Raw genomic sequence first — 25,742 nt, forward strand, 5'->3', positions numbered from 1 at the left:
TTCTTGATGAAAATGGCTTTCATTCTATTCCATGGCATGACGGCCCTGGACCTGATCGGCTTCACCGAAGTCATGACCCGGCTTGCCCGCATCCGTCCCGAAGCGGATATATCCTGGGATTATTGCGCGCTGAGCACGCAAATTACCGATGATCGCGGATTGGCGTATGTCGTATCCCGGGTCAAACCGGATCTTTCGGAATACGATCTGGTCTTCGTGCCTGGCGGCTTTACCACGAGGGAGCTGAGGTACGACCCCGATGTGCTGACTTGGCTGCAGACCGCCCGGGAAGCCAAACATCTCGTATCCGTCTGCACCGGATCGCTGCTTCTGGGCGCGGCCGGCTTGCTGGAGGGCAAGCGTGCTACCACCAACGCTTCGGCTTACGAGCTGTTGACACCCTACTGCAAGGAAGTTGTTCAAGCACGCATTGTACAGGACGGCCGTCTCTTTACAGGCAGCGGAGTGTCATCGTCCATTGATCTCGGCTTATATCTGCTCGAAAGGCTAACCGATGCAGCGACGGCGGAACGGGTCCAGACGGATATGAGCTACCCCTATTACCGGGCGGGAACCTCATCCGCCCTATATCATGCGAAGACAGGCATGTGAATCCGGATGCGGCGACCGGGGAACTTACCCTATATTATGGAAGCTGCTCTCCCCCGCAAGGAGTCACGATTTCATTACGCATAAGCACGGAGCCGGTCATCAATCAACCCGAGCAGCCAATCTCTTTCCCCGGGAACATCCTCTCTCAGCCTGGCCGCCGCTACGGGCAGCATCCACCGGTCGATATCCTCCAGCTTCGCACGGGATAATCGGCAGTACTCGTTCAGGTATACTTTATTCCACAGCATGCGGGCCATCCGAAGCGGAAGCACCAGGATGCCCGGCTGATCGTCCGGGTTAAACGGCGATTGGAACATGAGCGATGTCCTGGCGACGTCGCATAGCGGGTTACCTACATGGGCGTTGTTCCAGTCAATCGCCCGGCATCCGTTCTCCGCGACGATCACATTGTCCGGGTGAAAGTCGCCATGGCAGATGGAATCGCCTTCCGGAAATGAATCCAGCACCTTGCATATGGCCTGCGCTTTTTCCTGCAGGATGCCGCTTGCATCAAGAATGGCGTGTTCCAGCTTTTCTTTTTGCGGCGGCAGCAGGCTGGTCGTGCAGCTGTGCGTCGCATGATGGAGCTGCGCCATATCCCGGGCGCGCTTCGTTAGCTGAAACGGTGCCGATTTAACCTGACGCAGCATCGAAGGGCCCGCAATCCGCTCATACACCAGCCCCGTACGTCCTTCAATATCCACCATGTCAAAGACGGAAGGGGCGGGAACCCCCGCTTCCGCAACGATGCGGCCTATCTCCGCCTCATACGTCACCCATTCCGGGCGATACCCTTCATAATACAGCTTTAGTGCCTGAGACTCTCCCCATTCATAGACCTCTGCACTCCTGCCTTTTCCAATCAGCGCACCCTTCTTCAAAAGCTCTTCCTCCACATCTTTAATCAGCTGGATTTTGAATTCGAACGCATCATCATCCGCTGAATCCAGCCTGGCTTCTGAATCCTGCAGTTATGAAACGCCGATATCTTCCATTCCCCGTTCACTTTGACCAGCACGTTGGTATTAATGGAATAGCGGCCGGTGGGCGGCTTCTTATGGAATCTGAGCTGCACCGCTCCCGTAGCCTGGGCTATCGCAAGCTCCGGGGTCAGGAAACGCAGCTGCGTCGGGGTCGGTCCCGCTACCAGTGTGGAGTCGCGGAGCACCCCGTCCCACAGCTTCTGATGAACCTCATCGATCTCTTGGCGGCCCTTCAGGTGCTGTCCGCTAAACGTCACGTAATCCGCATCATCGGTAAAGCATTCCGCATAAGCCCGGCCATTCCCTTCTCCCCACGCCTTGGACAGCGAATCGAATAATCTTAGGATCGCCTGGCGATCCTCGTGCGTTCCGTTCATCAGCCTTATCTCCTTTCTTGCTATTAAGGGGGAATCACGAATCTTCTTTGAACACATTGTACGATAATCCGGCCGAACTGAATTCCCGCCCCGGGATGAAAACAGACTCGGTCTTGGGACCGAGTTGTTCCCTCAGTTCCGGCGAGTTGCGTTCTTTACGTAGGCAGGAGAGCGGGATATGATATCGTTATCCAGGAGAGACCGAATCATAAAGGAGGTAGCAAACGGTATGATGAAGATCAGCGTTTTTGCCAAGGTCAGCGGCCTTTCCATCAAAACATTGCGTTATTATGATGAGCTGGGCCTGTTAAGTCCGGCCCATGTTGATGAGCAAAGCGGATACCGTTACTATTCCGAGGAGCAGCTTCTGACCGTCAAGCGGATTGCCGCCTACAAGGAACAGGGGTTTACCTTGGAACAGCTCAAGCCTTTTTTTGCAGAGGATATAGGAACCGATGTCGTAAAGAACAAACTTGCGGATAAAATGACGGAGCTGCGACATGCGATGCAGACCCTCCAGCTGCAGCTGGATGAGGTGAACAGCAGAATGTCGCGCTTGGAGCCATCGGAAGCCGGTGATCCGGCAGGCTTCATCCGTATCCGGGAAGTCCCCTCCCAGCTCGCCGCTTCGATTCGCGACCAAGTCCCCCGCAGCCAGCTATGTCTCTTGCTTGATGAGATTACGAAATATGCGACCTCTTATGGAGAAGAGGAAGCTAGCCAGTTAACCATCCTTTGGCATGATCACGGCAGCGAGAATGCCGACATCGCCGACATCGAAGTCGCAATCCCCATAACCAGGGACATACCTGTTAATGGCCGTGTTCGTGTGGACTACCTGCCGATGCTTCAATCCGCCGCATCTCTTGTGCATCGTTGTGATCCGTACGGTTATAGCTGTCCTGTTGCACCCAAGCTCAAAGCATGGATTTCGTCCCAAGGCCTCGTTCAATCGGACCAGGAGCCGATCCGCGAAATCTATCTCACCTCGGATAAAGATATCTATGGCAAGAAGCGCCCCGCGGAATTGCTTATCCCCTTACAAGGTAACGCGTTGTAACCCATCCTTATCGGGATAGGCTGCCGGAGTGGGCCTCCATCGCCTCCATCCGTACTTGCAGCAGCAGTAATCGCCATGTCTTTGTTGTTCATGAATAACTCTCGAAAAATTCTAAATCAACCTCTTGACTCTCCCCCTAACCGGAGAGTGTACAGTAGCTTTAAATCAAACAAGAGGAGTGGAGTTTCATGAAACGATTGGAAAACAAAGTTGCATTGGTTACAGGCGGAAGCCGAGGAATCGGTAAAGGAATCGCGCTTCGGTTGGCGGAAGAAGGGGCACTGGTCGTTGTTCATTACGGAAACCGCCGGGATGCTGCGGATGAGGTTGTGCAGACCATACAGGTTCAAGGCGGGCAAGCTATCGCCTTAGGTGCTGGGCTGGAATCGGTACATGGAGCAAAGGGGCTTATTCATTCGCTGAAGGAGGAGCTGCTGCGTGTAACGGGGGACCAGCATTTTGATATTCTGGTGAATAACGCAGGCATCGGAACCTCAAAGACCTTTGAAGAGACGACCGAGGAGAGCTTCGACGAGCTGCTTGCCGTTAATGTAAAAGCACCGTTCTTCCTGGTCCAACAGGCTCTGCCGCTCCTGCGTAACGGCGGGCGCATCGTCAACATCTCCTCCGGTGTGACGCGTATCGCCTATCCGCATATTATGGCTTACAACATCACCAAGGGAGCCATCAATACGTTCACCTTGCACCTCGCCAAGCTGCTGGGTCCACGCGGGATCACGGTGAATGCGGTTCTTCCGGGCATCGTGGATACGGACGTGAATGCTGCATGGCTTCATACTCCGGAAGGGCAGCAGCATGCCGCAGAGATGTCCGCGCTTGGCCGAATCGGTCAGCCGTCGGATATTGCGGACGTCGTAGCGTTTCTGTTATCAAGTGACGGGCGCTGGGTCACGGGACAGATGGTCGATGCAACCGGCGGCTCTCATCTGTAACTATGAAAAGAGCTATCCTTGCTTGGCATTAACGCCAGAAAGGATAGCTCTTTTGCTGTATATTCTACTGTTAATCGGATTCGTCACTCTGCTCAATATCGCTCTTTTCCTATGTCTTCGGTTAATCGGCTTCAGCTATCCGCACAACCGTCTTCCCCTCCGGGTTCCAGCGCCATAACGGATCCTTCCCCCTTACCTGCAAGCCTCCTACCCATTTATCGATCGTTCCGGTGCAGGCATAGTCGGTCTTACCCGCTAGCACCTCATGCCCCAAACTCGTCACTTGCAGCACCCGCTCTTGAAAATGGGGTACAGCCAGTTTGAAGTCCGGAAACGACGCTGTACCATCGATAACCAGCAAGGAATCCGGCCCCTCCGTCATCTTCTTTAAATAGTGCCAGAATTCCAGATCTCCCATTCCGAGTGTATGAAGCCGGTCACCTACCGTGCGAAATAACTCATAAGGCGTATGAATTCCGCCAGCTACAGCTTCTAACGTCGTCTGCTCGATATTCCCGAGTCCATGGCTCACAGAGGGCAGCCGTGCCAGATGGGCCTCGAACGCATCCCTCGCAAAAGGCAGTGCCGAGGAATCCAACTCCAGCATGCGCTGATGCTTCTCCGGCCGATCCGAGGTATAGGCTTCCCACAGCATGCTGCCCAGCATAAGCTCTTCTTCTCCAATCGCGTGCCATGTGCCCGACAAAGTCTCGAGCTGCTCCGTGCTAAGCTGCCCCAGCCCGCGAAAAAGCTCGATGCCCGGGTATGCGCCAATGCACAGCAGACTCAGCTTCGTATTTCCCAGTGACTGTTCCTTAAACCAATGCAGCAAGTAGGCCAGCATGGTCTGGTCAAACAGATCATGCTCAAACCAGAGCACTACTTCGTCATATATTCGAAAATCCTGGAGCTTCCTCTCCTGCGACTCGCAGGTCCCGATATATTCCTTCTGCGGAATCCCCAGCGTTTGCTCCAAATACTGAGCTCTTGTTCTCCGATGATCCGGCTCGTCCATCTTCGTATAGACCGGACCAAACGAATAAAGCTCCCTCCACACCAGAATATCTCCTTGAATGTTTCCTTGCTTCAGCTTATCCCCTACCGAATCCCCGTTAACGATATGCAGCATGCGTTTTCCTCCCTCATACAGATCGGTGAACACCGATACAAAGTCGGCTACGTGAAGCGCGTTCTTCAGCTTCCGCCGGGCATCAAAGAGTCGCTTCTTCAAAGCCGGCAAAGAAACGTCCAAATATTGCGAGATCTCCCGCAGGCTGTAGCCTTGAAAATAATAAAGCTGCACGGCTATCCGCATGCCGGGTGGCAGGTCGGCGACCGTGGCATGCAGCTGGCGTACCATCTCTCTCTTTTCCACAACCGCCTCCAAGCTACGCTGTTCTCCAGCCGGCAGCTCAACCTCATGCAGCGGTAACGTCTGCAATTGCTTGCGGCGCAAGTCTCTGTAACACTGCCGCTCCACGATCACTTTGAACCATCCGGGAAAACGCCGGGAATCCTGCAGCTTATGCAGATTCGCAAAGGCCTCCGTAAAGGCCTCCTGCACGGCGTCCTCCGCCAAATGGGAGTCCCGCAGCTTATCGTAGGCCACGGCCAGCGCCATGCCGGTAAAATGCCGGACCAAGCTTTCCTGAGCCTCGGCACTGCCCTTCCGGGCTTCCTCAATCCACTGGATCACGCTCACTTCACCTCCCTCTCGGTGTCTCTATCCCTTAAGTGCCGATCCATATGAAAAAGGTTACCTATCTTCAGGAAATGATCGTCTGCACCGGATGGATAATATATCGAAAATTCTCCACGGCCTTCGCCGGTGCCTCCGAAACACGGTTCCAATGATGGTAGAAACTGAACGGGAATTTAAACAGATGGCCGAAGTCCCAGTCGATTACATCCCCGTCTATACCCGCCCAATACTCCGGCTGATGCGGCAGCCACGCCGATCTTGGAGCCTCCACGAGTGGCAGCCGATCCACCGGAGATACAAGCCGGATCGGCTCTGCAGGGTCCAGCTGGCGACTGGCACGGAGCACCTTCACGATTTTGAGCAGACCCGGCAAGCCTCTGTGGAAATAATCATGATGGCCAAGATCGTACAAGATGTTTAAGGCATGCGAGTACGTCAGCATATGCCCCATCAAGTCATGATGGGCTTCTGCGCGGAAGATCACCGAATAAGAGGCCAGTTCATTCAAAATAAAATTTGACAGCTGATTGCCGTCCGTTATTTCATATATTCCGTCAAGTTCATCCAGGGTCAACCGTTTGACCTCGGCTGCAGAATATCCGATCCAGGACCTTCCCGGAATCGTCTTCGCGAAAGAGCTAATTAATTCCGCGATATCGGCTGCTTCATGCCGTAGACCGCCTCCAAGCTCGTGGAGTGCAGCCAGGCTTATTGCAGCATAGATCACATTGTGCCCGACCCAGTGCAGCCCATCAATCGTATCGTCAAGGGCCGCAAGAATCCTTGATTCGGCACTTTCCACACTCACGCTTTCCCCTGTCACCGTTCCCGTCTGCAAATACTTGGCGATCATCCTCTGGTTCTCCGCCTCGACGGCCTTCTCGACCTTCCCGGGCAAATGGTTTGCCTTGACAAAAAAATAACCCGCGATCGCGGCCGCTCCGTAATGGGCCTGCCAAATATCCCCTGTTAGCATTCTGCACTGCGACAGTATGGATAATCCGTCCCCAAGAATCGCTCTGTCCTTATCGCTCATCCTGACCCCCCGATTCCTCTTGACATTCACCTAACACCTGTGTGATGATACTCATCAAATCATCTTGTTCTCTCTTCACATTCGAACAGAGCTGCACAGATGAATTTAAGAACAACATACCACACGGCTATGAGAAGAAATAGTAGCTTATCTCTTGAGTCCAAGCGAACCGGCGAATGGTGCGAGGCCCGGTACTCCGGAATAAGTGAATGGATCTTCTCGCTTCAACCCGAACCTCCGAGCTGTGCCGGAGCAGTAGGCCTTGACGGCCCTCCACCGTTACTTTGGGAGATATGGCAGGAATAATGGTGCATTTCACCGTTTCCACGTCATGCTAAAGAGCGACCGGACGGTCGAATTTGGGTGGTACCGCGAAGTTACACTTCGTCCCATAGAGGGATGAGGTGTTTTTGTGTTGTTCGCAAACAATCAGGAGGTGGTTATTATGCAACGATTATTGTCAGGCATCAAGCCGAGCGGAGATTTGAATATCGGCGGATATGGAGGTGCCCTCCGTCAATATGTGAAGCTGCAGCATGAGTATGAGTCCTATTTCTTCGTGCCGGATCTGCATGCGATCACGGTCTATCAGGACCCTGTGGAGCTGCACCAGCGCACGCGGGACATTGCCGCGCTGTACATTGCGTCGGGCATTGACCCCGATAAAGCGACGATCTTTCTGCAATCCCAGGTCCCCGCGCATGTAGAGCTCGGATGGTTGCTGGAGACGCAGGCCCATTTTGGTGAATTAAAGCGCATGACCCAATTCAAGGAGAAATCGGACGGAAAGGATACCGTGAGCTCCGCGTTGTTTACGTATCCGGTCCTGATGGCTGCCGATGTGCTGCTCTACCAGGCAACGCACGTGCCTGTCGGCGACGACCAGAAGCAGCATCTGGAACTGACCCGCGATGTGGCCGAGCGCTTCAACAACCGGTATGGCCGCACGTTTACGGTGCCTGAGCCGATCATCCAGGATATTGGCTCCCGCGTCATGGGGCTTGACGATCCGTCCAAGAAGATGAGCAAAAGCAACCCGAATAAGAACAGCTGCGTCCACATGATGGATACGCCGGAGGATATCCGCAAGAAGTTCTCCAGGGCCGTTACCGACTCCGATGGCCAGGTCCGGCATGACTGGGAGCATAAGCCGGCGGTCAGCAATCTGATCGAGATTTATTCCGTATTCTCCGAGGAAGCCATCTCCGTCATCGAGAAACGGTATGAAGGCCAAGGATACGGTACGTTCAAGAAGGAATTAGCCGAAGTGGTCATCGAGAAACTTCAACCGATCCAGGAGAGGTTCCATCAAATCGTGAATTCCTCCGAGCTTGATCGCATTTTGATGGACGGAGCGAAGCGGGCTTCCGATACCGCAGTCCCGACACTGCTTGCCGCCAAGAAAGCGATGGGATTGGTCATGTTCTGAAAGAACCGAGAGGGCGTTCCCTTGATTACTGTTCCTTATCGGGAATCAGAACAAGGGACGCCCTGCTTATTTTTGTCGGCTGGCCTTGTTATGTTGCACACAAGCGTCTACACCGCTTTAGTCTGTCCTGCCTCGCTATACCCCACGGTTCTTCTGAATCCCGACTTGTTTATTGAGATGCCTGCCATGTCGCTGTCGCCCCCTTGACATCATCTCCCTATCGTAACCGTAATCTTATTCCCTTGATCAGGAACGGTGATCGCCAAGATGCCGCTCTTCGAATCCGGAAAAGCACGCAGCTCGATTTGATAGGCGTCCGTACCGGCAACCGCCACGTCGCTCCTGGATATCGACTCCAGATGGGGATGGTAAATCAAAGTCTCTCCAACGGATGAAACGAAATCTATACTTAAACTGCCGGTATCATGATCATAACGGTATGCTGAGAGCACGCCGGCTGTCGCTTGCGGATACGCGCGATTCAACGCCTTGGCATATGGGGCTTCCTTGAAGCCGTCACACCAGCACCAGTATGTATTGCTCCAAAGATACCGTTCGAATATCGCAATGATCTGCCTGGAAAGCTGAAAGGTTGCCGGATGGTGGGAGAAGGCTCCCCATTCCCCAACCAGAACCGGCACGTTCAATCGTTCCTGCACCTTGCGATGGGCATCAAAAATCAGCTGGACGCGATCCTGATTGTAAATGTCATAATGCTCCGTATCGACCACCAGATCATAGCCGTGCGGTGCGAACACCTGTTGGTGTAAGGTTTGACCGGCTGGATCCTGTACAAGCTGCAAGCCGGACTCGATCCCCATGTTCGAGAAATAGCTCGTTTCCAGCATCAAGAATCCATCCGGGGACACGACGCGAATGGCTGCCGCCGTCTTGTTGAAAAAGGGCGCGAGAACCTCCCGTTCGAAGATTTGCGATACTTCTCTGGCGCTGTCAACGAGTTTGCGGTACGTATCCATCTCCGCCATCCCGGCAAGAACCTCCAGCCTCTTTTCCTCGTCAAACCACAGTCCGGCTATCTGATCCATATTCGGGTCGGCTATTCCCATCACATGCCCCGCATATGCGGCAATGATGGTGCCGAGCACCTCCTGTCCGCTTGTTCCGGGGTACGGCTCGTTCATCATGTCATAACCGATAATATTCGGACAATCAGCCATGAACTGTGCCGCATGCTTCCACATCGCTGCATAGTGATCCTGCAGTCCGATCCCGTCGGAAGCGGATGTATTCCGCCAGAAGTGATCCAGAGCACGGTTCACAGCCGGACTTTCCAGGTAAGCGTCACTCCAAATATGTCCGGTAACATGGGGAAGGTCATCGGAGAGAGTGGCCCATGCGGGAGCCCCGTCGCCATAGTGCACGCTGTATAAATCCTGATGCATATCCAAAAAAACATAGAGATCATTCTGCTCGGCCCATACAACCTGCTGCTTGATTCTGCTCAGATACGCATCGTCATAGACGCCAGGCTCAGGCTCGACTCCATCCCATATTAAACCTAAACGGATAACGTTAAAGCCTTGTTCGCGGAACCAGGCGAACAGAGCTGCATCACAGGGCTCTACATATCCCTTTGCCTTCTCCTTGCATACAAGATTGATGCCGTTCAGGATCACCTGAGCGCCGTCTTCATTTAAGAATCGTTGTCCGTCGACCACTAATTTTTTCATGTCTGCTTCCCCCTACCGTTCTTCTACCGGAATGTAAATTTCAATGTAATGATTGTCGTACTGGTTATATAGATTGACTTCAAGAGAATGGCCTGCGATCTGTAATCCGCGATTGCGAATGAAAGCTTTCATCTGATCATAGTGATCATCCATCTTGGCATAGTCGTCCCTGCCGATAATCACGCATTTTCTGGCACAGTAGCGAGGCTCTAGTCTCTGAAAGACGGAAGAGTCATCCTCCATCGGGAAGGTGGACAGAATGCCATTGTACAGGTAATTGTGATAACGGCCTGCGTTAAGGTTATCTTGGGACACGATCGATATGGTATGGCAGAATGCAAGCCATTCCCTGGCATTGATTCTGCGAACCTGTTCCTGTACTTTACCCCCGAGTCCTTGATCGGCGCTCTCCATGATAGAATCGGTAAGAAGCACCCAGCACGGGTGGCTTAGTACAAGCTCAATGACCTCCGTGTTATCAAACCGTTGCAGCTGAACATCCAACACTTCCAGCTTGTGAGACAAATGTTTCAAATAAGTCCGCTGGCGATCGATGTCTTGCCGCTTGTCGGAGAGCAGCCTGCGCATAGCGTATAGGCTGTTGTCCCGAAGCAGCGCTTGGATTCGCTCGATCGACACATCCATGGCCCGCAGCATTCGAATCGTGATAAGTGAATCGAACTGCTCAAGATCATAATAGCGGTACTTGTTCGCGTCCCGATTGCGGGAATGAAGGAGTCCGATCTTATCGTAATAACGCAAGGTATCGATCGGGATATCCAGAATTTTGGACACTTCGCCAATCGTAAAATTCAAATTTAACGCCGATTCCTTCACATCTTCACCCCCCCTCTTCTGGCATTATTGCTGAACGCGGAGATGTCATCCTCTTTTTTCTTATCAAAAGGGTACAACGCCAGCGGAATTAATCCGAGGAGAAAAGCAGCCAGCGGAATCAAGCCGGTTGCTACCCGAATGCCGAGCATGGCGGACTCGGACTGTTCCGCCGCAAGACCGTCATATCCGTATGCCCCGATCACATTAATGAAGATAACCGTTTGCAGGCTGGAGAAGGCGACCGTGAATAACGAGAACAATCCGTTGAACAGCCCGGTTTTCCGCACGCCGGTCGTGCGTTCATTCTCGTCGATGAGCAGCGCCGGGGCAGGAGATATTGCCGTTCGAAGATAGTTCACAGCAAAAACGATCAGAACGTAGGATGCCGCCGCGGTCCATATGTCGTCAGCAAGAAAAATCCCGCCGTATCCGAGCACCACGAAGATGGTCCCCAGGTATACACTCTTCTTCGTTCCATTTTTTTTGACGATAGATCCCATGACCGGCAAGAACAGGAGCGCGATCACATGCGTACTCACATCGATGACGGTAGCTTCGATACCCGTTGATTGCACTACGCTGTCCATGTAGTAGAGAAACGGCGTAAAGTAGAAAAACACGGGGCCGGTGACGATGGTAAATATAATAAAGGTGAGGAAAGGCCTGGATTTGATGATCTGCCAGGCTTCTTTGTAAACCTCTTTTGTATCGATATGCTGCTTATCCAGCGATTCGTACATTTGCGCATCTTCTCTCAGTCCCCTCAGGGCCCAGGTGAAGAATATCGCTTCTGCCACGATTACGGCAGAGAAGATCGGGATGATAACCTCCTGCTTTCCGTCCCCAACGAGCAGCAGCGTCGGAATCAAGGTGATCAGAAATGACATCGCCTGGGATAAATAGTTCTGGATCACACCAACATCGATGCGTTCCTCCTTGGTTGGAGCCGCGATCAGCATAAACGATTGATAGGCTATACTGTAAGCGGTTGCAGCCGTGTCGTAAATAAATAGCAGCCCGGTATACAGCAGAAAGATCAACCACTGATCCCATGCCGGATTAGACAGCATCATGAGGAAGGAGGCAACGATCATGAACGGCACCGTCACTCTCATGATATAGACGTATTTCCCACGCTGTGCGCGATGCCTCGTTCGATCGATCCATACGCCAAGCACCGGGTCGTTGATCGCGTTCCAGATGTTATAGATAATATACACCCAAGCGACATACTTCGGACTGAGACCGATGATATCCGTGTAATACTTCAAGAACACATTGTGGATGAGCACTCCCCCGACTGACAGGATCGGACCAGGAAGAGCCAGGCGCCATTTCTCCCCTAGAGTCAGTCCGGTAGCAGTGAAGCGAAAGGCTTGCCGCAAGGCACTTCGCGCTTTACCTAACATTTACCATCCCCCGATCGTTCAACGTTTCAACCAGCTCATGTATCTTGGACTCATTGTAAACCATGGAGTAACTCCAGATGAAATAGCTTTGTTCTTTTTTTTCTAATCGTTTTTTTCCCGGAAGAGCGGATTTTATTGTGTCATATTTCTGGTCTACTTGGATTGCCAGAGGCTTGTGAAGTTCACTTAAATAGGGAGACTTGGGGCCTGCGAAAATATTGCGAACCCGAGAAAATTATGTTCCTTGCTATCCAAATCGGGGCGCGACTATGATGGAAATGCGGAAGCGGGCCCGAAATAACCGAAATCGCCAAATGGAAGGGGAAGATCATGAAAACAATCGATCCACCCAGAAAACGCCGATCATTTCACATCCGTGATAATGTTCAGCCTTACCTGATAATGCTTCCCGTTCTGCTTCAAATTTTTATTTTCAGCTATATACCCATGTATGGACTTGTTATTGCGTTTCAGGATTATTTCCCAGGAAAACCGTTCTTCTCATTGACGGAAACGAACTGGGTTGGATTTAAGCATTTCATCAATTTTTTCAATGGGCCTTATTTTGGAAGGCTGATGCGGAACACGTTTTTGCTCAGTTTCTTTATTCTGGTGTTTGGCTTTTGGGTGCCTATTTTATTCTCATTATTGGTAAACGAACTGCGACATGGCTTCTTTAAGAAGTTTGTGCAAACAGCTAGTTACTTACCTCATTTTATTTCGAACGTCGTTGTAGCGGGTATGGTGTTGTCCTTTATCAATGTTGATGGCATCATAAACGTTATTATCAAAATGTTTGGAGGCACAGCAATTGCGTTAAACACGGAGCCGGCTTATTTCCCGGCCATATATACCATCGCTAGCATATGGAAGTCATTCGGCTGGAGCAGTATTTTGTATCTGGCAGCCATGTCTTCCGTTGATCCTCATTTATATGAAGCAGCCAAAATGGACGGGGCCAACCGCTTTAAACAAATGCTGCATATTTCGCTGCCATCCATTCGTCCAACCATCTTTATTTTGCTTATTTTCGCAGTCGGCGGTCTGTTTTCGGCCAATACCGAGTTTATTCTGTTGATATACAATCCAATAGTGTATGAAACAGCGGATGTTATTGGCACCTATTTGTACCGCGATGGCCTGCTTGGCGGTAATTTCAGCATGGGGACAGCAGTCGGACTATTTATATCGATTCTTAACTTCACGCTGCTGTATTTCGCAAACTCGCAAAGTCGAAAATTTGCAGATTTCGGCTTGTGGTAAGGGGGAGTATCATGGCCTTGGTACGTAGAAAACCGAACAAGATCAAGGAAGGCTCTGTCGTGGTCGACATCATCCTTCTAGTGATTGCGTTAATTCTCTGTATAATCACACTATATCCTTTTTATTTTGTCATTATCATGTCTATCAGTTCGCCTTCAGAAGTAGCGGCAATGAATGTCTTTTGGTTTCCTAAAGGCTTCAACCTCAGCTCTTATGAAGTGATTGTAAAAGATCTGAAAATGTGGTGGGCATATTCCAATACGTTGATTTACGTTGGAGTCGGTACCCTATTGAACTGCTTGATGGCTGTGTTGGGGGCTTACCCGTTAACCGTACGAAATCTAAAGGGGAGAAAATGGGTGGTCGCGTATCTGCTGATCCCTATGTATTTCGGGGGTGGCTTGATTCCTTCCTTCCTGCTGGTGAATAAACTAGGGTTGTACAATACGATGTTGGCGATCATTATACCTGGGATGGTCAGTATATGGAATATCATTTTAGTAAGAACGTTTTTCACCACAATTCCCGATGGACTAAAGGAATCTGCTTTTATCGATGGCGCTTCCCATCTGCAGCTGCTGTTTAAGATCATCATACCGATTTCCAAACCTATACTTGCGGTTATCGCTATTTATTCGATTGTCGGCATTTGGAACAGCTGGTTCGATGCGCTCGTATATTTGCCGAATGAGAAGCTTCATCCGCTGCAAATGTATTTATACCGAGTCATCGTGCAGCAGTCCGTGGATCTGAAGATGCTCTCGATGGAGGATACAAAAAATGCGGTAGCGAACATGCTGTCCAACATTCAACTAAAATATACAATCATCGTCTTTACAACGTTACCGGTCATTTTTACGTATCCATTCTTCCAAAAGTATTTCATCAAAGGAGCGCTTCTTGGTTCTTTGAAGGAATAGATCTACGGATAAGTTAGCTTACATCTTAGTGAAAGCGATTACTTCGGGAGGTTGTTCAAAAAAGTGCTGCAAACCAGCCTTTTCGAACACGCACTTGTCAAACGAAGGAAACTGTATCAAAAGTATCTGATAGCGTTATTACATTTTAAGGGGGAAGCTTAGAATATGAAACGTTGGAAAAGATCATTGATGTCCATCATGGTGGCAGTTCTTGTCATCGGGACCTTCACTGCATGCGGAAGCTCAGGCTCCAGTAATGGAAACGGTAATAAGGAGGAAGCTGGTGGCTCTGGTTCCGGCACAACAGCAAGCAAGCTTAAATTGCTGGGGCCAACCGGTAGCAACAAATACATCAAATTTGAAGACAGAGATAAATACCCTGTATGGAAGGAAATAGAGAAGATGATCCAGGATGCCAATTTGGATCTGGAATATGAACTGGTTCCAAATGAGCAATACAATGTAGTCATTCAGACGAGAATGGCGTCAGGTTCATCTCTACCTGGCATAGTCAACATTTCGGCTTTGGATAACACGACCGTGCTGAATTTGGCAAAGCAGGGTGTTCTGCTTGACCTGAAGCCACTGATTGAGAAGTATAGCAACGGCAACATTAAAAAAATGTATGATGAAGAATTCCCTTATGCTAAAAAAACGACAACCTCCCCTGACGGTAAGATGTACTGGTTCAGCAATCTGCATAAAAAAACATATCAGGACAAAGATCCGGCTCCGGTAGCTCGAACCGTGTTGATCCGCAAAGATTGGCTTGATAAGCTGAGTCTTCCGGTACCAACAAATGCTCAGGAATACTTAGAAACGTTAAAAGCGTTCAGAGATCAGGATGCCAACGGCAACGGTAATAAAGACGAAGTTCTGGTTTACGATACAGGTAAATTTGAGGACGCTATTGCTCAATGGTTCGGACTTGGCACAGACATTACAGCGGTTGATGTAGAAAATAAAAAAGTCGTTTCCCCATGGTACCAGGAAGGGATCAAGGATTACTTTCAATATATGCAGCAGCTCGTAAAAGAGGGGATTCTCGATACGAGCCTGGTTGGTGCGACCATCGAGCAAAGACAACAGAAAATGACGGAAAACAAAGTTGGTTCTGTAACCGACTACAATTTGGAAACCTTTTTAGAGCCGACCATCAATGGCGGAGGAGAGTTTCTCCCATTGATGCCACTCAGTGCAGTTGACAATATTACTCCAGCCGTACAGGTCGAACCGCCGTTCCTGGTATGGCAGAAATATGCAATTACCAAAGACTGCAAAGACGTGGAAGCAGCCATCCGATTTTTCGATATGATTTATTCGGACAAATATGCTGATCTTCTTTATTGGGGAATCGAAGGACAAACTTATAAAAAGGATAGCAACGGGGCGAAAGTGTTTATCGAGAATATATCGGACGAAGAAAGAGCCAAAACAGGTCAAACTCCAGGGATTAAGATATTCGGGGATACGGTGTTCCCTCGCGTTCAATTTGCTAACCTGGAATTCGAATTGTCCGGTGTATCCAAAGAAAAAGCCGATCATGAGCTGAATATACTCAAATACAAACCATACTTCGTTAATATGAACGGTAACTATCTGGCAATTCCGGATGAAAAGCAGCTTGAAACGAAAACAAAAATTTTAACGAACCTCAGGACTTATTCGGAAGAGCTCGCGACCAAGCTTATTCTAGGTCAAAAATCGCTCGACAATTGGGATGAATATATCTCCGAAATGAAAAAGTTAGGACTTGATGATTTAATTGCAATTGATCAGCAACTGCTTGACAGATATAACAGCATCCAGTAACGCATGCATTTGGGAAAATGGACGTTCTCTCTGGCCGCAAGGGGAGTTCGCCATTTTCCCCTTCTGCTTCATAATGGAGTGGAATTCAACCTGAGGAGGGGTGCCTTTGAGACATGGAAACTTTGGAAGTGGCACGTTTAGAAAGACCTTTTTGTCTTACACCGCAATCTTGCTGATTCCAATCATCGTGTTCAGCACCTTGAATGTACAGCGAAACATCCAGGAGGAACGGCAGCAGTTGCATGACAAGCACACCTCGGATGCCAACCGGATTGCAGCAGTCGTCGATAACAAAGTAAACGAGCTTAAAAATATGGGCAATCTGTTGAGCAGTGAATCATGGGTTAAGAAGATGATGCAAAATACGAATGTGTATGATAATGAGTTTGATTTGATAAGAATGCTAGAAATCCGCAAGAATTTCGAAAATTCAGTCAGCTCTTTGAATATTCTGTCTTTCGGGATGATTATGTTTCCGGAGAAAAAGCAGATTTTTTCTTCATGGGGGGCCTTTGCGGAAGATGATTTTTTCTCTGGCATCGCCGTATTTGATAACGACATTCGGCAAATGATCCAAAATACGACTCTTGAACAGCAGTATTTCAAGATTATGCCGCCGGTAACCGTGAAGTTGTGGGGAAACAACAAACGCGTGATCCCGATCTTTCAAAGCCTGGAGGTTGTAAATCATCCGCGGGGAGTGCTTGTATTATTTATTGATAGCGCTTACTTTACGGATTATATGCACCGTTTCGGAGGGATCGAATCCAAGGAAATTCTAATTACAACCCATGGAGAACCGATCTACAGACAGACCCGGGGTGTAGCCGTGGAGGGAGGTGAGGACCGTCAAAGCTATGAGTTTGTAGTGCCTTCGAAAGAAAGCGATCTGGAATATAAAATATCCTATATTAATACTAGTGTGATCGGTATTAATAATCTCTTCAGCTCGCTGCTGGCCATTTTAATTTCTGTCGCTATTGGTACCTTAATGGCCTTTTTGTTGGCCAAAATCAGTTATCGTCCGCTGGGAGCTTTGTTGAGTAAGCTGTCTGCATCGATCCGTTATGATGACGTCAAAGACAGCACGACCTTCGATTCCGAATACAATTACATCGAAAAGTCGTTTGACCGGCTGATCCATGAAAATGAAAAGCTTCAGCGATCGATGCAGGATTACGAAAAGGCCGCTAAATCCAACTTGTTCCAGCGCCTGCTCAAGGGTTATTTTACAGATGATCAGCAGATCAATGGATTAGAAAAATTCGGCATCGGTTATAACGATGAAATGTATTATTGCACATTGCTGATCAGCTTCCACGCCATTCGCGATATCTCTAATTACGATAGCTTACGCAAAATCGAAATGATGACGATTGTGATTGTCGAGAAAGTTATGAACCGGTACGGGTTTGATTATGAACTATTTGAAGTGACCAATGCGGATAAAGCGCTGATTTTATCCTCCGAGAGCATCTTCGGGCAGGAAGGCATTATGGAGCAAGTGGCCGTCAGCATTACGGCGGAGCTCGAGCAGACCTGCGGATTTCATCCTTATGTATTGTCAGGAACCGTTGAGGAAGGGCTTGTCGGTATCAGTAAATCGTATTATGCGGCCAATGAAAATCTGCAGTATATCTTGTTTTCGAGAGACCGTCTTCCCATATCACAAGAGGAAGCTGTCCAATCCATTGTCGACTATTATTATCCGACAGATTGGGAGGTGCAGCTAATTAATAATCTGAAGATCGGGAACCTGGATACATCGATGCAAATCCTGCACGAAATCAGTACCGAAAACGGAAAACGCAATTTGTCCAAAGCTAGTATGAACAATCTGGTTTCATTGTTAATGGAAACGATGTTGAGAGTATTATATGAGCTTAACCTCGATATAGGCATCTACTCCAAACAGTTTGCTAATCGAGTTAAAGGGGAAGATATCGGGGAGATGTGGAGCTATGTATATGAATTGGGAACCTTGATTTGCGAGCGGAACCGGTATTCCAACACATCATTGACAATTGAAGCAGGCAGCCAATTGCTGCAGTATGTCAACGAAAATTACACCAGCGCCGACATTTCGTTAAAGCAGCTCGCCGAAATATTTCAAATGTCGGTTTCCAAGGCATCCAAAATCTTCAAAGAAGTTTCCGGAATCAATTTTTATGATTATTTATGCCGGCTTCGTATGGAAATGGCTAAGGAGTTGTTGAGAGAAAGAAAATGCGGCATCGATGACATCGCCCGCCGTGTAGGCTATGAAAATGTATATTCCTTCAAACGCGCATTTGCCCGTTATGAAGGCATCAAGCCGGATGAATACATGGATTCGGCGATGTGATCATATCCAATCTAAGGAGGAATCATAATGAAATTTAGGCGAATCGGAAGCTATCTTCTATCTGCATTGCTGTTGACGGGCATTCTGCAGCCCGTTGCGCAAGCTGATTCATCGCAACCGCAGTTAGCATCGAACGGCAATAATGGAGGGAACGAAATGAATGTAGCGCTAGGCAAGCCTTATACTGTCTCGGAGCCGGCGAATGATCCCTACCCCGATACGGGCGGCGAATTGACCGACGGCGTACTGGCAAGCGACGACCCTGCCGACGAGGCATGGACCGGATTCTACAAAGGTTCCAGCCGAGTCATCACGATTGACCTTGGCAGCGATCAATCGGTCTCGTCCATTCGCGCTAACTTCTTGCAGATCCCATCCGCAAAGATTCAATATCCGAACGCGGTGTCGATCTATACCTCGAAAAACGGGAAAGACTGGACGGCGCTGAAGCATGCAGGGCCACCTGTGGCGTTCTGGATCGGTGTTAACCCTCCCCGATACACCTTCGAATGGGACGCTGTGAAAGACGGCGTTCCGGGGGGAGGAGATAATTCTTCGGCGGCCTTCTCCCGTTATGTTAAAGTCCGGTTTACGACCAAGGAATGGGTGCTTCTGGACGAAATTCAGGTCATAGGCCAGGACGGACATATCAAAGGTGCAACGGTTCCCCATGAGAAGGAACAATATCTGCAGCCTGGCGCCCAGACCGGCGGTATCTCCAATTTGGCTCTTTTGTATAATGGACATTACAATAAGGGATTAGGGGACTGGACAACGGAGAAACTGATTCCTTATCTCGCGCATGTAGATCAGAACGGAACGCCGACTGATTGGTTATTCGATGGCATTCTCTATCTGGGTCTCAGTTCGCCTGCTGGCCGTTCATTCGCCATGTCCTTTAACGGGTCCAATTGGGACGATTGGAAATGGTATTTGGATAAGACATTCGCCACCGACGGAGATCTGGATGCCTTGAACGTTGCAGTGGGAGAAGTAATGAAGGAGCTCGGCAAGCCGGGTGGTAAATCCACTGAAAAATACCCGGTGGTTCTTATGGTTCCCTACCCGGCTGAACCGCAGACTAATTTCGGAGACGTAGATGGCGACGGTATTACGGAGAACTTCAACGCCTCTCAAGTCGGTGCCGATGCTTCGCTCGCAAGCAAGAAGAAAGCGGTCGACTGGTATATCGATCAGTTGATCCAGCGCTGGGACGCGAAGGGTTACGATAATCTTAATCTTGCCGGATTATATTGGCTAAACGAAGAAGTAGCGCCGGACGGTACGAATGATGCACAGTTGATAAAACACGCGTCTAACATCGTTCATGACAACGACTTGTTATTCTACTGGATTCCACATCTGCGTGGCTATCAATTCTTCACATGGAAGGAATTAGGTTTTGATGCTGTGGCCTATCAGCCAAACTATTTCTTCCAAGCGGATAGTCCGCTGGATCGTATACGGGATGCGGCTGATTGGGCTAAATCACTCGGGATGGGGATGGAGATGGAGTTCGATGAGCGTATCCTGACAGATGCCAACTTCAGGCAGAAATATTATGACTATCTTAACGGTGCTATCCAATTCGATTATGCAAAGGATACTTTTAGAGCCTACTATCAAGGGAATGACACATTGCTCCAAGCGGCACGATCTGATGAACCGGCAGTTCGCGCCACCTATGATGACATGTACAAGTTCATAAAGGGCAAGTACAGACCTTAAATAGCCCGAACCATTCATACCATTTAGAGCGATACGCAGGCCATCCCGATTGGGATGGCCTTGCTTTATTTAATACTTCGGTTTAAGACTAATGAAAAAAGGAGCTGTGCTGTTCAAGCAAGCTCCTGATCGCTTATAGTCGGTCATCCGATGTGAAGTACAAGGAGACCCCGCCATTAAATTTAAATATAGCTCTGCGTATCTCTATTTCTTGCGAACTTGTAGGTTGCAATCAGCGATAAGGCCAAGGCAAAAGCCAGCAGAATCGCCACGTTCAGAATCACGTCGTTCAGGCCGCTTCCTTGCTGAAGCTTGCCGAACGTATCGAGCAGCCAATACTGCGGCAGGAAATCGGCGATTCGCTGAATTGCTTCCGGCATCACGGAGAGCGGGAATACACACCCCGCCAGCAGCGATGTCGGCATGATCACCATCGTCTGGATTCCGTTAGCCATCATGGTGCTGTCCGAGAACGCGACGATGACCTGCGATAAACTAACCGCGACCAGAGCGAACAGCGACAGAATCAGAAACATCTGCCATATTGGAATGCCTGGCTCGATATGAAAGAACCGGGTCATGACGAACAAGGTGGCCGCAATCTGGATCATCATCAGAACGATGTTCACGATGGCATTCGAGAAGACGTAACTGCGGGCCGTAATAGGCGACGATAAGAGTCTATAGTACGTACGGTTCTCGCGATCCCGGATCGTCAATGCCGATAGATTCACGGCGGAGAATAACATGAACACAACCAAGTAACCGATCGTCCGGTTGGTCATATCATGATTGGCCGATTGATCCGCAACGGTAGTCGTGGACAATTGAAACGTAGAACCGCGATAACCGCTGTATAATTCGTTAAACGCGGCGGCGTCGCCACCCGCTATAACCCCCATGGATGAAATATTCTGGACGTACGCGTTCAGATACGATTTGACATACCCCGTAACCTGAGCGCCCTTAATCGATTCGATCCGGACCGGCTCGGGTGTCCCCTGAATTACGCCTTTAGCAAACCCCTCGGGGAAGATCAGCACCGCATCCAGCTCACCCGACACAACCAAGTCATCCGCTTCCGATTCCCTAATGACCGATGCCTCGGTATGCTCCAATTGAGCAACAAAATCGATCGTATCTTGCGTGACCTTCTGTTCGATATCGTGATTCACGATGCCGAGGGTAACGGAAGCATCTCCGGAGCCCTTGTAGATTAAGGTGGATAGCAGAATGCCGACAATGGGAAGCGCAATAACGAGCAGCAGATTTTTATAATCCTTCAACGAGGTCAATATCGTCTTTCGAATGAGCCAAAGCATATCCTTCAACATTACAGTCCCTCCCTTCTTCGCATCGAAATCATGGCTATGGCCAGCAGCAGGATGGAAAAACCGATATTCAGCATCATCGCCTGCATGGCCGCCGATCCACTGCCTGAATAAATGAGCTGCAGCAGCGCTTCATTGGACCAATGCAAGGGAGAATACGTTGCAGCCTCCCTCATGAATCCCGTTGTGCTAGAAACCGGCGTATACCCTCCGCCAAAGAAGGCAGCCAGTTGAATAATGACCATGATGACAGCTCCGGCTGCATTTCCCTTCAGCACATAACTGATGCCGAGCCCGAGGCTGAGCGCAAACAGGATCTCGGTGAACAACACCAGGAATACCATGATGGGGTGCTCTCCCCAATAGGCATTGAACATATATTTGCTGATCAGCACAACGATGATGACAAATACGGCATTGATTGCGAGCGTGCCTATTATTTTTCCGGCAAAAATCTCGGCTTTCGTCACTGGTGAGGCCAGTAGGCGCTGTGCGGTATTTCGCTTTCGCTCACTATCGATGAGTCCGCCTGCCGTCAAGGCGCTGTACAGGATGATCATTGTGGTGACCGCAATCGAAAAATAATCAAGCGAACCCGGCTGCCTCGCTCCCTGTATGGAAGACTCCAGCACATAGCTCCCTCCATCATCAACAAGCGGCTTGCTCTCATATGCCGGATCGATCTTCGCGGCTTCGGCTGACAGCCGGTACCGGTCGGTAAATGCGGACAGCATCCCTTGCACAATCCCGTTCTCCAGGCTGCTGCGGCTGTTTCCCTCATAACGGATGCCTTGGCCGTCCATCTCCACGTAACCGGTGTACCGGTTGTTTCTCACTTCCTGTCCTCCGTCCATGCCTTCCTCGACTTGATCAAAGACGATGCCCGATGAGCGCTCCGCCTCCTGCATGAATGCCTGCCATTGCTCCGTAAGCGCGGGTTCTGCTCCGTTGTTATGGTATAACACCCGAATGTCTCCAATCGTGGTACTCCCGTTAAAAGCATTCGAAAGCGCCGTCCCCAGGATCAGAATGAGCAGCACCGGGGTTGCCAGCATGAATACCAGCATCTGCGGCTCCCGGACGATCTTCATCTCCTTCAGCGCGATTCTCAGTACGTTCATGTACTTCCACCTCCCTCTTCCTAAGTCTGCTAATCCCGAAGGCTCCTGCCGGTCAGCGTTAGGAACACCGTTTCCAAATTCGGCTCGGACGCTTGAACGGAACGAATTTCAATGCCTTGCGCCATGAATTGCTGAATGATTTTATTCAGGTTATTGACTCCTGCGTCGGAGCTGATGTGCACGATATTCTCCTTCACTTCAACCGATTTGACGCCTGCAATCTCCTTCAACTTGTTCGCTTCAAGATGGGCGGCCGTTTGCACTTCGATCCCGATATCCTTCTGGTCCGTAATAATGGCCTTCAGCTGTGCCTTCGTGCCCTCCGCTATGATCTTGCCGTGGTCGATGATGGCAATCCGAGTGCAGAGCTCCTCCACTTCCTCCATATAATGGCTCGTGTACAGGATCGTGCTGCCCATCTCGTTCAGCTTCCTGACCGAGTTCAGGATATAGTTCCTCGATTGGGGATCGATGCCGACGGTCGGCTCATCCATGATGATCAGCTTCGGTCTGTGGGCAATCGCGCAAGCGATATTCAGTCGTCTCTTCATGCCTCCGGAGAAGCTCTTCGGGTACATCTTATGTTTGTCGCTAAGTCCGACGAAGGCAAGCGCCTCTTCGGCCCTGCTCCTAAGCTCCGACCCTCTCAATCCATATAATCCGGCAAAAAAATGAACATTCTCATATGCGGTCAGATCCTCGTAAATCGCGACCTCTTGCGGAACCACGCCGATCTGCTGCTTCGCGAACCTTCGATGCTTCGTCAGATTCTTGCCCAGGATATGAACCTCTCCCTTGGTCATGGGCATGAGCGACGATATGATATTGATGGTTGTGCTCTTGCCTGCTCCGTTCGCGCCCAGGAAGCCGAAAATCTCGCCTTCCCGTATGTTCAACGACAGCTGGTCTACCGCTATGAAATCCCCAAACTTTTTCGTGAGCCCTTTGATCTCCAGCACGTTCATACGTTTTTCGCCTCCATATTCCATCCACGCATCAACCGGTGGACTTGATCTGTATGTATCGTACGAAAAAAGGATGCCCTTGCGATAGTGCACAAGTTCATCCTTACCCATGAGAATATTCATGTTATTGACGATCCAAATCTTCACCCTTGTGGGGAATGTCTTGTTTGAACCGATATCCCTAACCCGCCAAATGCGCTTACCAGCTTTAGCTATAAGGAATTAGAGTGGTCACCGAGAAGCCGCTCGAGCCATCCACGATCACGGTTCCATTCACGACCGCGGCGCGTTCCTCCATGCCTATAATCCCAAGACCCTTGATTACCTTCTGCATGCCCTTGCCGTTGTCGCTGACCTTGGCCTTGATCATGGTGCCCAGAACTTCGATATGTAACGAGACTGCCGTTGCATTCGCATACTTCATCGTATTGGTTAACGCTTCCTGGGTGTTATCCTGAATGATTTTCCATTGAAGCGGCGTAATCACATCCATATTGCCCTCATGCGTTAATACGGTCTTGATCGGGTGCTGAGCGGAGAACTCCTCCAGAAATAAACGCATTCGGTTGATGCCGAGCTGCTCCGTTGGGGGCTTCACGTTCTTCAGAACCAGCCTGATGCTCTCAATGCCTTCTTTAGAGATGGATATGGCATTTTGCAGCAGCTCGGCGGACTTGTCCGGATTCGATGTCATCAAGCGCTTGGCCGCTTCCATCTGAATCAACGCTCCCGTCATGGAATGCCCGATCTTGTCATGAATTTCCTGGGACAGCCGGTTTCGCTCTTCCAGCTTGAACATATATTCAAACTGCCGGATGTACTCATTATTTTCGCTCAGCCGCTGGGTCAACCGATCGAGTTCACGATGCATCTGCTCGTTCTGCTCCTGGTAGGATGCGGCTCGGTTAACAAAGGTTCTGAGCATCGTAAGATAAATATAGGATAGAACGGATGTAGAAACATAGGTCATAACAAACCCCTGAGGCACGATAAGCGCTGGAACCAGCAGGGGGATCAGGATCATCCAGCTCCTGCGAACGTAAAGCGACAACAGCTCGTACAGATTCACGGGAAGCAGTATGAGGAGCAGCGGATGGATGTAGAATGAGGAAGCCATGGCAACAAGAATCGCAAGAAGCATGAGGTACGGCTGTATGCTTCGGCTCTTGAAAATATAGACGGATACATTCACGGACAGGTAGAGAAGAACGACAAGGATATACCATGGCGTCATCGCAAGATCAGAGGCATACGACTGGCTGATCACATACAGGAACAACATGCTTTTGAACCCGATGACCCACAGTTCGGCATAGTTTCGGCGTTCGCTCACTTATTCACTTCTCCCGTCAGATAAAAAATCGCAATCTGGGTTCGATGCTCCAAACCTGTCTTGCTGAGAACCGAAGTGATGTGATTGGCAATCGTGCCTTCGGAAATAAACAGCTTCTTCGAGATTTCCTTGTTGGCCAGCCCTTTGGCAATGAGCGCCATAATATCCAGTTCCCTTTCGGTGAATAGGCTTCGGTCGAACTTGTCTGCCTTGTCTGTCTTATCAGGCTTTCCGGGGGACAGCCCGGATTTGATTTTATCCAGTACGACGTCCTGGAGCACATGATGGCCGTGGTACACGGTTTTGATCGCATCCCGAATCCGTTCCGGGTCGTTATTCTTTAGCAGATAACCCTTGGCGCCATTCAGGATCGCATCGGTAATGTATTCATCGTCGTCGAAGGTCGTTAAGATCAGCGTCTTGGTCTTCGTACGCTCCGTGAGCTGTTTCGTGGCCTCAACGCCATTCAGGTTCGGCATCCGGACATCCATCAGCGCCACATCCACTTCGTGCGCTTCGCAAAAGGCGACCGCTTCTTGTCCGTCTTCGACGGTCGCCACCACGTCGAACTCATCAAACGTCGCCAGAATGATCTTCATGCCTTCCCTGATAAATGAGTTATCGTCCGCAATGATCACTTTAATCTTCAATTTACGCTCACGCTCCCTTATTCAGGATTATACAGCCTGCCATCCTGAAGAACGATAGTATTTTATTCACTATAATAAAGGGAGCAACGTCCCGATGCTGCGACTTTGGCATGATCCCGTCCACATGAACCGGTCGGCTTGAGCAAACTAAGAAAGCAGTGCAGGGATGAACCCCGCACTGCTTAG

General features: G+C 49.8%; 21 protein-coding genes and 1 other annotated feature. Of the genes, 9 read left to right on the forward strand and 12 right to left on the reverse strand.

Features of this window, described 5'->3' with window-relative positions:
• Positions 1–6: 6 nt before the first annotated feature.
• Complete coding sequence (locus tag M1D70_RS30355) at positions 7–612, forward strand: DJ-1/PfpI family protein (RefSeq protein WP_456288718.1); 606 nt, start codon at positions 7–9, stop codon at positions 610–612.
• 74 nt (positions 613–686) lie between these two features.
• Here the strand turns inward: M1D70_RS30355 and M1D70_RS30360 are convergent, their stop codons facing one another.
• Together M1D70_RS30360 and M1D70_RS30365 are read right to left on the reverse strand one after the other, a co-directional pair.
• The gene (locus tag M1D70_RS30360) at positions 687–1,493 is read right to left on the reverse strand and encodes a phosphotransferase family protein (protein ID WP_456288719.1); all 807 of its coding nucleotides are present in this window, start codon (positions 1,491–1,493) and stop codon (positions 687–689) included.
• A gap of 23 nt (positions 1,494–1,516) precedes the next feature.
• Positions 1,517–1,972, reverse strand: coding sequence for an SgcJ/EcaC family oxidoreductase (locus M1D70_RS30365; RefSeq protein ID WP_456288720.1), 456 nt, complete (start codon positions 1,970–1,972; stop codon positions 1,517–1,519).
• 229 nt (positions 1,973–2,201) lie between these two features.
• On the opposite strand from M1D70_RS30365, the gene M1D70_RS30370 reads away from it, so the two are divergent.
• Both M1D70_RS30370 and M1D70_RS30375 read left to right on the forward strand, forming a co-directional pair.
• On the forward strand, positions 2,202–3,032 hold the full coding sequence (locus tag M1D70_RS30370; protein ID WP_456288721.1) for a MerR family transcriptional regulator: 831 nt from the start codon (positions 2,202–2,204) through the stop codon (positions 3,030–3,032).
• Between the two features lie 188 nt (positions 3,033–3,220).
• Positions 3,221–3,985 carry an SDR family oxidoreductase gene (locus M1D70_RS30375; RefSeq protein WP_456288722.1) on the forward strand — a complete coding sequence of 255 codons (765 nt, stop codon included), beginning with the start codon at positions 3,221–3,223 and terminating at the stop codon, positions 3,983–3,985.
• A 121-nt stretch (positions 3,986–4,106) separates the two neighbouring features.
• Here the strand turns inward: M1D70_RS30375 and M1D70_RS30380 are convergent, their stop codons facing one another.
• Positions 4,107–5,687: a sigma-70 family RNA polymerase sigma factor gene (locus M1D70_RS30380; RefSeq protein ID WP_456288723.1), complete on the reverse strand. Its 1,581-nt coding sequence runs from the start codon at positions 5,685–5,687 to the stop codon at positions 4,107–4,109.
• Positions 5,688–5,751: 64 nt separating this feature from the next.
• A complete protein-coding gene (locus M1D70_RS30385; protein ID WP_456288724.1) occupies positions 5,752–6,723 on the reverse strand; it encodes a hypothetical protein in 972 nt (323 codons plus the stop codon).
• A gap of 120 nt (positions 6,724–6,843) precedes the next feature.
• Positions 6,844–7,118, forward strand: a binding site (T-box leader).
• Between the two features lie 50 nt (positions 7,119–7,168).
• Here M1D70_RS30385 and trpS point away from each other — a divergent pair.
• Positions 7,169–8,152, forward strand: a complete 984-nt coding sequence (trpS, locus tag M1D70_RS30390) for a tryptophan--tRNA ligase (RefSeq protein ID WP_009591156.1) — start codon at positions 7,169–7,171, stop codon at positions 8,150–8,152.
• 209 nt (positions 8,153–8,361) lie between these two features.
• Here trpS and M1D70_RS30395 read toward each other — a convergent pair whose 3' ends face one another.
• Genes M1D70_RS30395 through M1D70_RS30405 form a run of 3 tightly spaced genes read right to left on the reverse strand, consistent with a single transcriptional unit; the run spans position 8,362 to position 12,089 of the window.
• Entirely contained in the window at positions 8,362–9,843 is a 1,482-nt protein-coding gene (locus M1D70_RS30395) for a cellulase family glycosylhydrolase (protein WP_456288725.1), read from the reverse strand.
• A 12-nt stretch (positions 9,844–9,855) separates the two neighbouring features.
• Positions 9,856–10,680: a MerR family DNA-binding transcriptional regulator gene (locus M1D70_RS30400; RefSeq protein WP_456288726.1), complete on the reverse strand. Its 825-nt coding sequence runs from the start codon at positions 10,678–10,680 to the stop codon at positions 9,856–9,858.
• A complete protein-coding gene (locus M1D70_RS30405) occupies positions 10,677–12,089 on the reverse strand; it encodes an MFS transporter (protein ID WP_456288727.1) in 1,413 nt (470 codons plus the stop codon). Before M1D70_RS30405 ends, M1D70_RS30400 begins: the two co-directional genes overlap by 4 nt.
• A 330-nt stretch (positions 12,090–12,419) precedes the next feature.
• On the opposite strand from M1D70_RS30405, the gene M1D70_RS30410 reads away from it, so the two are divergent.
• The 5 genes from M1D70_RS30410 to M1D70_RS30430 all read left to right on the forward strand — a co-directional run bounded on the left by M1D70_RS30410 (position 12,420) and on the right by M1D70_RS30430 (position 20,156).
• Positions 12,420–13,352: an ABC transporter permease gene (locus M1D70_RS30410; RefSeq protein WP_456288728.1), complete on the forward strand. Its 933-nt coding sequence runs from the start codon at positions 12,420–12,422 to the stop codon at positions 13,350–13,352.
• Between the two features lie 11 nt (positions 13,353–13,363).
• Positions 13,364–14,272 (forward strand): ABC transporter permease subunit, encoded by a 909-nt coding sequence (locus M1D70_RS30415; protein ID WP_433941794.1) that lies wholly within the window; start codon positions 13,364–13,366, stop codon positions 14,270–14,272.
• Positions 14,273–14,437: 165 nt separating this feature from the next.
• Positions 14,438–16,084, forward strand: a complete 1,647-nt coding sequence (locus tag M1D70_RS30420) for an extracellular solute-binding protein (protein ID WP_009591209.1) — start codon at positions 14,438–14,440, stop codon at positions 16,082–16,084.
• Between the two features lie 100 nt (positions 16,085–16,184).
• Positions 16,185–18,428: a helix-turn-helix transcriptional regulator gene (locus M1D70_RS30425; RefSeq protein ID WP_456288729.1), complete on the forward strand. Its 2,244-nt coding sequence runs from the start codon at positions 16,185–16,187 to the stop codon at positions 18,426–18,428.
• Positions 18,429–18,455: 27 nt separating this feature from the next.
• Positions 18,456–20,156 (forward strand): DUF4855 domain-containing protein, encoded by a 1,701-nt coding sequence (locus M1D70_RS30430; protein ID WP_456288730.1) that lies wholly within the window; start codon positions 18,456–18,458, stop codon positions 20,154–20,156.
• Between the two features lie 182 nt (positions 20,157–20,338).
• On the opposite strand, the gene M1D70_RS30435 is transcribed toward M1D70_RS30430, so the two are convergent.
• The 5 genes from M1D70_RS30435 to M1D70_RS30455 all read right to left on the reverse strand — a co-directional run bounded on the left by M1D70_RS30435 (position 20,339) and on the right by M1D70_RS30455 (position 25,556).
• Positions 20,339–21,490, reverse strand: a complete 1,152-nt coding sequence (locus M1D70_RS30435; protein WP_456288731.1) for an ABC transporter permease — start codon at positions 21,488–21,490, stop codon at positions 20,339–20,341.
• Complete coding sequence (locus M1D70_RS30440; RefSeq protein WP_456288732.1) at positions 21,490–22,608, reverse strand: ABC transporter permease; 1,119 nt, start codon at positions 22,606–22,608, stop codon at positions 21,490–21,492. Before M1D70_RS30440 ends, M1D70_RS30435 begins: the two co-directional genes overlap by 1 nt.
• Positions 22,609–22,637: 29 nt before the next feature.
• Complete coding sequence (locus M1D70_RS30445; protein WP_456290515.1) at positions 22,638–23,573, reverse strand: ATP-binding cassette domain-containing protein; 936 nt, start codon at positions 23,571–23,573, stop codon at positions 22,638–22,640.
• A 208-nt stretch (positions 23,574–23,781) separates the two neighbouring features.
• Positions 23,782–24,855: a sensor histidine kinase gene (locus M1D70_RS30450; RefSeq protein WP_456290516.1), complete on the reverse strand. Its 1,074-nt coding sequence runs from the start codon at positions 24,853–24,855 to the stop codon at positions 23,782–23,784.
• 47 nt (positions 24,856–24,902) lie between these two features.
• Positions 24,903–25,556 (reverse strand): response regulator, encoded by a 654-nt coding sequence (locus tag M1D70_RS30455; protein WP_456288733.1) that lies wholly within the window; start codon positions 25,554–25,556, stop codon positions 24,903–24,905.
• Positions 25,557–25,742 lie beyond the last annotated feature (186 nt).

The sequence above is a fragment of the Paenibacillus sp. AK002 genome, assembly GCF_053903045.1.

Coding starts and splice junctions, on each gene's coding strand:
- M1D70_RS30355 (WP_456288718.1), top strand. CDS start 7: ATGAAAATGGCTTTCATTCTATTCCATGGCATGACGGCCCTGGACCTG.
- M1D70_RS30365 (WP_456288720.1), bottom strand. CDS start 1,972: ATGAACGGAACGCACGAGGATCGCCAGGCGATCCTAAGATTATTCGAT.
- M1D70_RS30370 (WP_456288721.1), top strand. CDS start 2,202: ATGATGAAGATCAGCGTTTTTGCCAAGGTCAGCGGCCTTTCCATCAAA.
- M1D70_RS30375 (WP_456288722.1), top strand. CDS start 3,221: ATGAAACGATTGGAAAACAAAGTTGCATTGGTTACAGGCGGAAGCCGA.
- M1D70_RS30385 (WP_456288724.1), bottom strand. CDS start 6,723: ATGAGCGATAAGGACAGAGCGATTCTTGGGGACGGATTATCCATACTG.
- trpS (WP_009591156.1), top strand. CDS start 7,169: ATGCAACGATTATTGTCAGGCATCAAGCCGAGCGGAGATTTGAATATC.
- M1D70_RS30395 (WP_456288725.1), bottom strand. CDS start 9,843: ATGAAAAAATTAGTGGTCGACGGACAACGATTCTTAAATGAAGACGGC.
- M1D70_RS30405 (WP_456288727.1), bottom strand. CDS start 12,089: ATGTTAGGTAAAGCGCGAAGTGCCTTGCGGCAAGCCTTTCGCTTCACT.
- M1D70_RS30410 (WP_456288728.1), top strand. CDS start 12,420: ATGAAAACAATCGATCCACCCAGAAAACGCCGATCATTTCACATCCGT.
- M1D70_RS30415 (WP_433941794.1), top strand. CDS start 13,364: ATGGCCTTGGTACGTAGAAAACCGAACAAGATCAAGGAAGGCTCTGTC.
- M1D70_RS30420 (WP_009591209.1), top strand. CDS start 14,438: ATGAAACGTTGGAAAAGATCATTGATGTCCATCATGGTGGCAGTTCTT.
- M1D70_RS30430 (WP_456288730.1), top strand. CDS start 18,456: ATGAAATTTAGGCGAATCGGAAGCTATCTTCTATCTGCATTGCTGTTG.
- M1D70_RS30435 (WP_456288731.1), bottom strand. CDS start 21,490: ATGTTGAAGGATATGCTTTGGCTCATTCGAAAGACGATATTGACCTCG.
- M1D70_RS30440 (WP_456288732.1), bottom strand. CDS start 22,608: ATGAACGTACTGAGAATCGCGCTGAAGGAGATGAAGATCGTCCGGGAG.
- M1D70_RS30445 (WP_456290515.1), bottom strand. CDS start 23,573: ATGAACGTGCTGGAGATCAAAGGGCTCACGAAAAAGTTTGGGGATTTC.
- M1D70_RS30450 (WP_456290516.1), bottom strand. CDS start 24,855: ATGTTGTTCCTGTATGTGATCAGCCAGTCGTATGCCTCTGATCTTGCG.